A 10,930-nucleotide genomic window follows, 5' to 3' on the forward strand; every position below is an offset into this window, starting at 1 on the left:
CCTTCTGCGCTGGTGCCGCTCTTCTTCTCCTGAAATATTTTGTCGCATCCAGCCGCACGTAGAGCATCCAACTGGACCTCTAGCGACTGCCCTGCGCTGCTCACCCTAGCGTACCCTACCAACATACAGCGAACCGTCTCAATAGCCTCTAGACCATCACCGTATGCTGTATCATAAATCGATTCGCAACCCTATTGAGACAATGAGGGCTGTCTCATGGTTTGTATCGGTGGGGTATACCCTTGCAACCAGTTCACTGGATCAGGAGCACCGCTTCTGATAAGCCACTTGCTTCGGGACGTTTGAGGGGCGAAGAAGTAGTGGCATTAGAGTTTTTGTCGAAGTTTGGGTTTCAAGAAGACCCTTTCGCATCCACGAATGCGGCGGATGAACCGCTAATCGATCACTACTTTGTGCAGCCACCCTTCTTTCCTGCGGTGATAGGCGATCCAAAATCGCCAAAGAGCAATGTTGTCTTCGCACCGCGTGGGGGCGGTAAGACCGCCCAAAAGATTATGATCGAGCGGAAGAGCAAGGCAGAGGGCCGTTTCCTTTGTATTTCCTACGATCGATTTCCAACAGAGGGTATCCGTAATCTAAGTGAGGCTGATTCAGAATATCACTTACATAATATAACTAGGCTTCTTCTATTAGCTGTTCTTATCCAGCTCGAGGATGTGCACAAAAGTAATGTCGATGATATCGACAAGCAACTAATACTCGATCTTTCCAAGCAGCTTTTGGGTGGGCTTTCGGCGGCCCGGTTCAAGGATCAAATCGATTCGATCAAATCTCTCGGCGATAAGGCCGGTGACGCTTGGAAACGTTACGGGGGTGTGGTCACTGGCTTGGTAAACGCATTCACTAGCGCTTATGGAATCAGCGCTATAACGCTTCCTGACTCCCCCGGTGTCGCATCTGAACCTATGCGGTTCAAATTTGAAGCGTTGATAGCGTTTGCCCAAAAGATCGGATTTTGGTCCGTCTACATTTTGGTGGATAGGGCGGACGAGCTGCCGCAGACTACTCAGGATGCCAACAAGGCTTTCCAGCTAATCGCAGCCCTATTGACCGATCTTCCTTTGTTAGAGACTGAAGGTGCTGCCTTCAAATTCTTTCTCTGGGACCAAATGAAAGAGCCCTACCAAGAGGCTGGGGGAAGGCCTGATAGGCTAATAGAATATTCTCTAGATTGGTCTGTCGGAGAGCTTGAAAAAGTACTGGAGCGCAGGTTAGCGACATACTCTGGTGGCGTGATTAACAGGTTTGATGAACTTGTAACCTCCGGGGCGCCTTATGACGTACACCGGATGATTGCTTACTTCGCGAATGGGTCGCCGCGCGATATGGTGCGCATTTGCAAGCGAATGCTTGATGAGCATACGAAATCGGGCAATTTTGGTTCAAGTATAGAATTTAGGACTATCAAGTCTGCACTATCATCTTTTGCTCTTGAACGCGCACGAGAGCTGTATGGCGAATCTTGTGCGGAACTTAAAAAGATTGGTGATTTGACTTTCACCATCAACACACTCGCAAACGATGTATTCCGCGTTAGCACTCAGGCTGCTCGCTCAAAGGTGCAAAAGTGGCAAAATTCGGGGGCGGTTGTGAAAGTAGGCGACGTTCCGAACCCCGGAAACCGACCTCTCTATCTCTACGGTATAGTTGATCCCCGTTTGGCGCTCGTAGTGTCATCGGACGCCAGTTTGGAAGAGGCTATGGAACATAACTTAGCCATTTGCCCCCACTGCGAAAGCCTTCGAATCGGGTCGGAAGGAAGTATCACTTGTCCTGATTGCCAAGGCACATTCGAAATGGGAGACGCGAAAAGTTTAGGAGAGGTGTGTGCTTTGTCGCCTTCAAATGCCTGACGGCTATTCCGTCCTACCCTCATCAATGTGTGGGATTGAACGAGGGTATAGGTGATGGTTGTTAGAAAATAAGCTATGCAAAACAACGCCATGCTAAATTATTTTCGATACCTCCCGCTCCGCCAACTGATCGCAAACAATCATCTGAAAAAACATGGGAAATGCGGGAAGGCTGAGATAGCCGCCTCCCATTTCGTTCCCACATTGCGCATTGGGCGCGCTTGCGCATCCTTGCACACCATGGGGCTGGAAAGGGCCAAGCGCGAACCAATGCGGACGCCTCGATGCACTTCGCGTCCGATCCGCCACGCTCCATCGCCATCGGGCAGATCGATGTCGGCCAGGATGAGAGCCTTCGGGGCCGGCCGACTCACCGGTCGGCTTCCCGAAAGGAAGCAGTATGTCACAACAAGCACAGTCAGCCGCCGCGGTCGGCGCCATTCAGACCTGGACGCATGATGGGCGATCACTGCCAGGATGGCTGCACCCGTGGATGATAGGTCGCGTCGAGGCCAACGGGACGTTTCTGATCCAGTCGCGTCTCGGGCGGCAGCGGGTCCATCATCGGAACGTGGTCGTGGAGCAGGGCGGCGACGTCTACGCCTGGACGGCCGACGAGGTCGACGAGCGCGTTGCGGAATTGCGCGATCGTATCATGGCGGCGTCGAGGCCTGCGAATATGGTCGGCCCAGGTAAGAGCCTGAAAACTGCGATCCCCTCAACCCGGAAGGCGAAGCAGGGGCGCAAGATGGAGCGTGCCCGCTCCTATCCCCCGGTGAGAGGAACTCCGCCAAGCATCGAGTGGGTATCGACCGGCGATCTTATGGTGGATGGCGACTACCAGCGCTCGATCGAGAACAATTCGTCTCGGCGCCTGATCGCGTCGATCGCGTCTCACTGGGATTGGCGGTTGTGCATGCCGCTGGCCGTCTCGCGCCGTGCCGATCGCCGATTCGTCATTGATGGACAACATCGGTTGGCCGCAGCTCGCCTGCGGCCTGACATTGCTCATCTGCCCTGCTGTATCGCGACCTATGAAGGACCGGCAGACGAGGCGGCGATGTTCGTGGCTGCTAATCGTGCGCGTCGAGCGATCAACCGGCTTGATGATTTCCACGCCGCTCTTGTCACCGGGGATGAGGATGCGGTCGAGATCAATCGTGTGGTCGAAGCGGCTGGATTGCGGGTGTCGCGGCAGACAGGGTCGCAGTCATGGCAACCGGGCGAGGTCGCATTCACAAGCAGCATTGCCAGTGTCCTTGGCCGCTACGGCGAAGAGCTGGTCCTTGAGGCATTGGCTGCCATCGCCGATGCATTTAAGGGGCAGGTGCTGTCGAACGGCGCGTCGGTCTTCCTCGGTCTGGCGCGGATCTTGGTGATGCCACCGGAAGGGCTCGACCGTGGCAGGCTGCTCAAGTCCCTCAACGCCTTCGACATGAAGGCCTGGGGCCGTTTCGTGCAAGGCGTGAAGGGTGGTGACATGCGGGCGCAGGCGATGCGAGCGGCAATCCTTGAGGCCTATGACAGTCGGGCGATGATGCAGCGCGCGGCAGCCTGAATGAATGCGCCCGCCGACAGATGAGCCGGCGGGCGCTGCATTTCTACAGCATACTGTCTCCACCACTAATATCCCGATCACGGCAGTCTGGAAAACCAGACTGCCGTGATCCAGTGGTCTAAACCATCGAAATGAGGGGCCCGTTGGACGCCGATCACCCCGCTAACGGGGTTCCTTTTCGCACGCCGATCAACAACTGGGACGCCGGTTAGGGCGCGGGCGAACAACAAAGGCTTTCGCCATGTGATCCTGTTCGCCCGCAAGCCGTAATTCATCCCCGATTGAGATCGGGGAGGGTCTGATCAATCGACCATTGCGGCGACGAGACGCTGCAAATGATCCCGGCTCAGAAGACCGGAGGGCAACCGGATCGGTCCATTATGCCCGGCCGCTGGATGGTAGATGGTATTTTCGGGGCGCTTTTGCGCGCCTTGGATATTGATATGCATGTGTTCCTGTGGTGCGGACTTTTCCGCCTTTATCTTCTAAACCCGCTGCGCCGTCTCGGCGGCCCTCCGCCTTGTCCCGGCGTCTTTTCACGAAACACGATTCGGCCCTTCGAAAGATCGTAAGGCGTCATTTCGACATGCACCCGATCTCCCACCACCGAGCGGATGCGAAACTTGCGCATCTTGCCCGCCGTGTAGGCGATGATCTTGTGCTCGTTGTCGAGCAGAACCGCGAAGCGCCCATCGGGGAGGATTTCCTCGATAAAACCTTCCATCGTCAGTAATTCTTCCTTGGCCAATCCATGCTATCCCGAATACGAGGGCACCCGCCGACATGCATGCGCAAAACGGCGGTCATGAGAGCCAGGCTGATGTCTGAAAAACACCTGCGCGATGCAGGCGCAAATTTGTCAAAAACGACGCAGCGATGTCCATATACATACAAAAATCGATTTTTCAATGAGGGTGCGGATTTTTAAATATATCCTCAATTCAGGTAATGCACTCGCCGATCGGCGTGAAATCCTGTAGAAGGTAAATATTGCCGGCCATTTTTGCACATCGGTGACTGAGAGACCAAGCGCGCTCCCGCAAAAGGAGAGTCTGCATGGACCTCAATCAGCTACTTTATCATCATCAGATTGCGCTGATGGAATTCGCCAGCCGCAGCAAGGGCAGCCGTGATGCCGGGGCGCGGTTCGATCTGGTCCGCCACTATGAAACCAGGATCGCCCGGCTGCGACAGGACATGGGTGTCTCAGCTTACCCGCAATGGTCATGAACTGGTCGTCGCCAAACCACTTGGCCCGCCCAAGGTCGCGCTCGGCGGGCATCCCGACGTGCGGACGCCAATGGAGCCGGATTTCAAGAGATGATCCGATCTTCCTGCGGCGCAGCGAAATAGCCGATCTCGCGTTCGCTCTTCTCGGGGGTCGGGTGGCGGCGCGGGATTTTCTTCGCGGCCCCGGCCCCGATCACGAAGGGACCATGCTTGAGATGGCAAGCGCCTCTCTCATCGGCCAGCTGCAGGTAACCAATCTGCTCCGGAAGGTCGCTGCGCGTCGGATACGCCCGTATCAATAGGAAATCCTGAATGGAAAGCGAAGACAAACCCGCCCCGCCGGCTCGCGCGAAAATGCGATGGTCGGATCGCCCGAAGCTAGCCCCTGATGCGGCGAGCCGCCAGGGGCAGGTGACGAAGCTGGCGCTCGAAACATTTGGAGGCCGGGACGAGGCTATCGCCTATCTCAACACGGCTTGCGGCAAGCTTGGCGGGCGACCGCTTGATCTCGCCGTGGAATCCGCGGAGGGCCTGAACCGGGTGGAGCGCGCCCTTGCGGACCTGAAGCCCGCATGCTGATCCGCGCGGGTTACGATATAGCCTTCACATGCGAACAGTCTGTGCCGATGCTGGCGCATCTGAGCGTCCATCCTTCGCGCAACAAGGATCTGCGCACGCCGCAGCGACTGTTCACGATGCCTGACGTCCCGATCTATGATTACGTCGATAGCTTCGGAAATATCTGTACCCGTCTCACCATTCCGGCCGGCGGCCTGACGCTGTCCTGCGGCTTCGTCATCGAGGATGATTTCGCCCCCGATCCGGTCGAACCGGAAGCCTCGCAATCAGCGATCGAGGCTTTGCCGGACGATGTCATGCTCTACCTTCTGGCCAGCCGTTATTGCGAAACGGATCGCCTGAGCGAAATGGCGTGGGACCTGTTCGGCAGCACCCCGCCGGGTTGGGCATTGGTCCAGGCCATCGTCGATTTTGTACATCGTCACATCCGCTTCGACTACATGAAGGCAAGGTCGACAAAGACAGCGTGGGATGTGTTCGAGGAGCGCGAAGGTGTCTGCCGCGATTTCGCGCATCTGGCGATCACGCTGTGCCGCTGTATGAACCTGCCTGCACGCTACTGCACCGGCTATCTCGGCGACATGGACTTGTTGAAGCCGCTGGGAGACATGGATTTTTCGGCCTGGTTCGAAGTGTGGCTGGGCGATCGCTGGTATGTCTTCGATGCAAGGCACAACCGCCCTCGCAGCGGGCGAATATTGATGGCGCGAGGACGTGACGCAGCCGATGCGGCGCTGACGATGACCTTCGGACCCGTCACACTTTCCCGGTTCGACATCTACACGGACGAAGACAGATTGGGCCTCGCTTCATCTTGACGCTGGAGCGGCTTGCTCCTCGGAGGCTCCAGGAAAGAAGCATGCCATTACGGCGGCTGTCACCCGGACCGGACGCTGCGACACCGCATCGACGCAGCACCAGCGCGATTTCACCTCGGCAATCACTTCGCTGCCGCGCCGGATCGTCGTTTCGTAGAATGCGCTCTCCCGGCGGACCTGCTCCAGCACTACATTGGCCGTCAGCTGGTCGCGAAGGAATGCCGGTTTGCGGTACGTGATCTCATGTTTGAGCGCGACCCATAAATAAGCTGCAACGGCGGCAGGCGATGCCACTCTCTGCCAATGTTCGATGACGGCTGCCTGCACCCATTGCAAATATATAGAATTATTGACGTGCCCCATGAAGTCGATGTCGTCGATCTCGATCTTCAAGGGACAACTGTGCATTTGCGCGGAATTCATGATGCTATCTATCACATAGCTATGACATTCCGGATTCGTTTTTGGACGAGATTCCAATTCAGCCTATCTATTTTTTCAGATGCGCCTATAAGAGCCGGGCTGAAACGTCGCCTGCGACGGATATTGGGCCGCCAAGGCTCCCCTTTGTCCTTTACTAGCCTCACGAAGCCGGGATGTGCCGCTGTTGGCGCATGCCCGTCATACTGCATTGGGCAAAGGATACCCATATGATCACCGGCACCGTAAAATTCTTCAACGCCGATAAGGGCTTCGGTTTCATCGCTCCCGAAACGGGCGGCGATGACGCCTTCGTTCACATCAGCGCGGTCGAACGCGCAGGCATGCGCACCCTGAACAAGGATCAGCGCGTGTCCTACGAACTGGAAACCGACCGTCGCGGCAAGACTTCGGCCGTCAATCTCCAGTCGGCCTGAACAAACCGGATTGGCGGACCTTTACGAAGGTTCGCCAATCTTCCGCCGGAGGCAGGAGTACATTTATGTCGTCGCTGGCATTTTATCGCGAGCAAGCCGATCTCCAGACGATTGCGGCCGATGCCGCAAGACTCCCTCAAGTGCGAGACCGCTGCCTGCGCGCGGTGTCTGCATGGACCGAACTGGCTGATCGCGCTCAGAAAACCGAGGATGCTCGGAAAGTGAAAGCCTTGCACATCGGTGAAAGCGTTCCCGATGTCGCAGAAGTCAACGGTCAGTAACAGTATAATCTTTCCGTATGATCAGCCTGCACGAGTTCTTGGTGAATGTCGTGTGCTTGCCATGGTCGGGGCGATAATCGTCTGATGAAATCTCCAGCGGACTAAGCGCTGTGCCAGTCGCGCGCGCCGTCTTTCGGAAAAAATATAGACGTCGATCAATGCCGGTGGCGAAGGTGTTCTAGCCGGCTGCCGCATTCTTGAAGAGGTGGGGTCCGTATTGCCATCTCGATAATGGCACATGTTCGCCGTCTTCAATTTAAAGCCGCCAGTCTCTTTTGGGTCATTTTTGGGCCTGCAGGACGGGAAAGCGGATGGACTGCGCCAGAGCATCGCAAGTGGAGGTCGTTTAACGTCCACAACGGGACGCATAGCTGCATCTCCGCAGTCGATCGATAGTGTTGAAAATGGCATCGCGTAGTTCGGGGTTTGAACGAGAGGTCAGTCGGGCTCGGGCGCTCAGCCGGGCATCGCCTGCGCGGGGACCGGGATCAACTTGGCAGTTTGCGGAGATTTTGGGCGTTCGCGGCGAAGAGGAACTCATCTTTTACACCGTTTGGTCCCCGAAGAGTCATTTCTTGAAGGTCGCGCGCAGGTCTTGATCACTGGCAGCCGCCATGGGGTTCTCAAGATTGATGCTTGTGACGGTCTCGCCTGCATTCTTGCGAAGATAGTCGCGCAAACCTTTACAGAAAGCCTTTTTCCAATCTCGTGCGCGCGGCGGTGAGCTCCGCGTTATATGCATCTCAGCCGTATTGATGCTCTTTCCACGCAGCAGTCATGAATACAGTCATTCGTGCGCACTGGTGCACGGGTGGCCATGCGCCAGTGGTCGGCAACGGGCACGACCTCATCCTGACCGAAGCAGTAGCGAGCATCCACCTAAGTCAGGCTATGGGCTATCCCTCACATGGTTAGAGGGCAAAAAAGCTCCCCTCCTTTTCCACAATCCGCGGCGGTCCCGGACAGGCGGAGGTGATTGGCTGGGTCGTGCTGCCACCGGCTCACAGGCAGCGATCTTCGCCATTTCCGCTACGTCTCCGCCGGCCACCACCGCTTGGGCAGTTCGAAAGCCGCGTAAAATGCGCATTTTGCGTGTGCCGGCAATCGGATAGCTTCATGCCTGCAAGAATTGCATCCGCTTTGCCGGCATCGGTCGCTAACGCGATGACATGTGCATTGCCTTGTGGAATGTTGTCAGAGGGGACAATTGCCTGGCGGGGCTGAATTTCAAGTATTCTCCAGGCGGGAAAATGGAGGGTGTATGCTGCATTGCCAAAAGATTACGAAATCTTCATGCAGATCGGTGCAGACTTCGCTGGAACTTGTCTTTCGAAGCCGATAAATCCCGCGCAAATCCGAGGGACATTCATCGTTCATGACGCCGTTCAAGGTCGTTCGTGAGCGGTGGCTGGCATGCGCATTGACCTGCCTTGCACCGCTGCCGTTCATCACCCCCATCGCACTTGCAGCATCGCCCGCTCCGTCGCAGCAGACCGCGTTCAGTCTCGACGCGGCGATGGCCGCTGCCGAGACCGACAACATCGATGTGATCCGGTCCCGGCTGGCGTTGAAGACTGCGCAGGCCAACCTGCGGATCGCGGATACCGCGCCCAACCCGAACCTCAATCTCAGCGCGGTGCAGCTGCGTCCGGGGCGGATCGGCAGGCGCCCGCTGGATTCGGTGGCGGACACCGTCGTCGGCATCGACCTGCCGCTGGAGCGCGGTGGCAAGCGGCAGGCCCGGACCGGCGAAGCGCGCGCGTTGATCGATGCCGCCGAAGGGGACCTAGCCAGCGCGCGGCGCGACATGCGCGAGGCCGTGTACGGCGCCTATTTCGACCTCAAGGCGGCAGAGCAGCGTAGCGCCATCCTTTCGGCGATTGCGGCCAGCTATGCCGACAGCCAGCACATGGCGCATACGCAGGAGCACGCGGGCTCGATCTCGCGCGGGGACCTGTCGCGTCAGGCGGTTGAAGCCTCCCGCGCGAAGACCGACGCGCAGCAGGCGGCGATCGCGCTGCAGGTGGCGCGGCTCGGCCTCGCCACCCTGATCGGACGAGAACGGGATGCGCCCGACATTGCTACAAGCGGTGATTGGGGCGATGCGCCCGCCGCCGCCAGTACGGAGCCGGCGGACCTTCTGGCCTTGCGCCGTCCGGACGTGTTGGCGGCGCAGTCGCGCGTCGAGGCGGCTCGGCGCAGCCTCGACGGCGCGCATGCGCTGCGCCATCCCGACGTGACCGTCAGCATGCAGTACGAACACGCTATGGACGACCTCGGCGTCGGCAGCAGCGTCGGCGTGGGCGTTTCCGTGCCGTTGCCGGTGCGCAACCGCTACAGCGGCGAAGTGGACGCCGCCGGCACCGCGCTGGTCCAGGCCGAGGCGGAGGCGCGCAAGGCGGCGGCCGTGGCAACGGCCGAGATCACCATCGCCCGCCAGTCGCTTTCCCAGGCCAGCGAACGACGCCGTGAGATCGAGGAACGGCAACTGCCCGCCGCGCGCGATGCCGCGGGCGTCGCCGAATTCGCCTATACCAACGGGGCGACGTCGCTGCTCGAACTGCTCGATGCCCGCCGCTCGCTGCGGACCGTAGAACTTGGCGCGGTCGATGCTCGTGCCGACGAAGCCCATGCCATCGCGCAGCTTCAGGCTGCCGAAACCACTGGCGAAACCACCGGAGACGATCGATGAGGGCTTCTGCCCCCGCAGCATTTGGCCGAGCCTTTGGCGCAGCCCTGCTGGCCACCGCTCTGACCGCCCCGCTTGCCGGCTGCGGCCAGTCCGATGCGCCGCCCGCCGCCGCGCCGAGCAAGTCGCCCGACCTCATCAGCTATGCGCCGGGCTCGGCCGAACTCGACACCGTGCAGATCGTCACCGCCACCACCAGCCCGCTGCCGATCTCGGCCGACATGAACGCGCGTCTTGCACTCGACGAATCGCAGACCAGCCGCGTCGGCGCGCCGGTGGCCGGGCGGGTGACGCAGGTTCTGGCCGACATCGGCCAAGGGGTGAAGGCCGGGCAGGCACTGGCCTATCTCGATGCGCCCGATCTCGGCCAGGCGCGCGCCGATCTGCTCACCGCCCAGGCCGAAAGCACTCGCAAGGCGCGCGAGATGGCCCGCTCGCACATGCTGTTCGACGGGGGCGCGATCTCCCGCCGCGATCTCGAAGGCGCGCAGGCCGATGCCGCCGGGGCCGGGGCCGAACTGGAGCGTGCGCGCCTGCGCCTGCGCAACCTGGGGAGCGGCGCGGGCGATGCGCTGGCGCTGACCAGTTCGGTCAGCGGCTACGTCATCGACCGCCAGATCAATCCCGGCCAGCAGGTCGGCGCCGGACAGACCCCGCTCTACACCGTGTCCAACCCGCGCACCTTGTGGCTGTTCCTCGACGTTCCCGAGGCGTCGAGCAGCCGCGCACGCATCGGCGAGGCGGTGGAATTCGACGTACCGGCCTGGCCCGGCCGCCGCTTTACCGGCAAGATCACGCAGATCGGCCTCGCGGTAGACCCGGCCACGCGCCGTGTGCAGGTGCGCGCCGAAGTCGGCAATCCCGACCTCGCGCTCAAGCCCGAGATGTACGCCCGTGCGCGCCTCGTCACCGACGACGGCCGCCGCGCGATCAAGGTTCCCAATGCCGCGATCTTCGAATCCGGCATGAAGAACTACATCTTCCGCGTGGAGGCGCCCGGTCGCTTCCGCCGCGTTCCGGTGGAAGTGGGCGAACGCGGAGACA

The 10,930-nt window shown here is 59.4% G+C and carries 14 protein-coding genes; 9 read left to right on the plus strand and 5 right to left on the minus strand.

The genetic code is table 11. The annotated features are described in order from the left end of the window. Window positions 1–125 (minus strand): recombinase family protein (locus tag HWN72_RS02040; protein WP_211149683.1); only part of this gene is annotated, 125 nt, incomplete at its 3' end. Between the two features lie 117 nt (window positions 126–242). On the opposite strand from HWN72_RS02040, the gene HWN72_RS02045 reads away from it, so the two are divergent. Together HWN72_RS02045 and HWN72_RS02050 are read left to right on the plus strand one after the other, a co-directional pair. Continuing rightward, complete coding sequence (locus HWN72_RS02045) at window positions 243–1,874, plus strand: P-loop ATPase, Sll1717 family (protein WP_211149677.1); 1,632 nt, start codon at window positions 243–245, stop codon at window positions 1,872–1,874. Between the two features lie 400 nt (window positions 1,875–2,274). Then, the gene (locus tag HWN72_RS02050; RefSeq protein ID WP_211149678.1) at window positions 2,275–3,432 is read left to right on the plus strand and encodes a DUF6551 family protein; all 1,158 of its coding nucleotides are present in this window, start codon (window positions 2,275–2,277) and stop codon (window positions 3,430–3,432) included. A 302-nt stretch (window positions 3,433–3,734) separates the two neighbouring features. On the opposite strand, the gene HWN72_RS02055 is transcribed toward HWN72_RS02050, so the two are convergent. Both HWN72_RS02055 and infA read right to left on the minus strand, forming a co-directional pair. Next, window positions 3,735–3,881, minus strand: coding sequence for a hypothetical protein (locus tag HWN72_RS02055; protein ID WP_155986264.1), 147 nt, complete (start codon window positions 3,879–3,881; stop codon window positions 3,735–3,737). 29 nt (window positions 3,882–3,910) lie between these two features. Beyond that, window positions 3,911–4,180, minus strand: coding sequence for a translation initiation factor IF-1 (gene infA, locus HWN72_RS02060; protein WP_036526130.1), 270 nt, complete (start codon window positions 4,178–4,180; stop codon window positions 3,911–3,913). A 308-nt stretch (window positions 4,181–4,488) separates the two neighbouring features. On the opposite strand from infA, the gene HWN72_RS02065 reads away from it, so the two are divergent. Further along, complete coding sequence (locus HWN72_RS02065; protein WP_008827804.1) at window positions 4,489–4,662, plus strand: hypothetical protein; 174 nt, start codon at window positions 4,489–4,491, stop codon at window positions 4,660–4,662. Between the two features lie 83 nt (window positions 4,663–4,745). Here the strand turns inward: HWN72_RS02065 and HWN72_RS02070 are convergent, their stop codons facing one another. Continuing rightward, window positions 4,746–4,991, minus strand: a complete 246-nt coding sequence (locus tag HWN72_RS02070) for a hypothetical protein (RefSeq protein WP_211149679.1) — start codon at window positions 4,989–4,991, stop codon at window positions 4,746–4,748. A 25-nt stretch (window positions 4,992–5,016) separates the two neighbouring features. On the opposite strand from HWN72_RS02070, the gene HWN72_RS02075 reads away from it, so the two are divergent. Both HWN72_RS02075 and HWN72_RS02080 read left to right on the plus strand, forming a co-directional pair. Then, window positions 5,017–5,241, plus strand: a complete 225-nt coding sequence (locus HWN72_RS02075; RefSeq protein WP_248005757.1) for an antitoxin Xre/MbcA/ParS toxin-binding domain-containing protein — start codon at window positions 5,017–5,019, stop codon at window positions 5,239–5,241. Further along, on the plus strand, window positions 5,235–6,059 hold the full coding sequence (locus HWN72_RS02080) for a transglutaminase family protein (protein ID WP_008827807.1): 825 nt from the start codon (window positions 5,235–5,237) through the stop codon (window positions 6,057–6,059). The genes HWN72_RS02075 and HWN72_RS02080 overlap by 7 nt, the downstream gene beginning before the upstream one ends. On the opposite strand, the gene HWN72_RS02085 is transcribed toward HWN72_RS02080, so the two are convergent. Beyond that, on the minus strand, window positions 6,051–6,482 hold the full coding sequence (locus HWN72_RS02085) for a thioesterase family protein (protein WP_211149680.1): 432 nt from the start codon (window positions 6,480–6,482) through the stop codon (window positions 6,051–6,053). The genes HWN72_RS02080 and HWN72_RS02085 overlap by 9 nt on opposite strands. A gap of 227 nt (window positions 6,483–6,709) precedes the next feature. Between HWN72_RS02085 and HWN72_RS02090 the strand changes: the two genes are divergently transcribed. The 4 genes from HWN72_RS02090 to HWN72_RS02105 all read left to right on the plus strand — a co-directional run. After that, window positions 6,710–6,916 (plus strand): cold-shock protein, encoded by a 207-nt coding sequence (locus tag HWN72_RS02090; RefSeq protein WP_036526131.1) that lies wholly within the window; start codon window positions 6,710–6,712, stop codon window positions 6,914–6,916. A gap of 65 nt (window positions 6,917–6,981) precedes the next feature. After that, a complete protein-coding gene (locus tag HWN72_RS02095; protein WP_008832911.1) occupies window positions 6,982–7,197 on the plus strand; it encodes a hypothetical protein in 216 nt (71 codons plus the stop codon). 1,375 nt (window positions 7,198–8,572) lie between these two features. Continuing rightward, window positions 8,573–9,889 (plus strand): TolC family protein, encoded by a 1,317-nt coding sequence (locus tag HWN72_RS02100; protein WP_211149681.1) that lies wholly within the window; start codon window positions 8,573–8,575, stop codon window positions 9,887–9,889. Further along, a partial coding sequence (locus HWN72_RS02105) for an efflux RND transporter periplasmic adaptor subunit (protein ID WP_211149682.1) occupies window positions 9,886–10,930 on the plus strand: 1,045 nt, incomplete at its 3' end. The genes HWN72_RS02100 and HWN72_RS02105, both read left to right, overlap by 4 nt.

Origin of the sequence: Novosphingobium sp. HR1a (assembly GCF_015594425.1) — a bacterium.
Taxonomy (GTDB): Bacteria; Pseudomonadota; Alphaproteobacteria; order Sphingomonadales; family Sphingomonadaceae; genus Novosphingobium; species Novosphingobium resinovorum_A.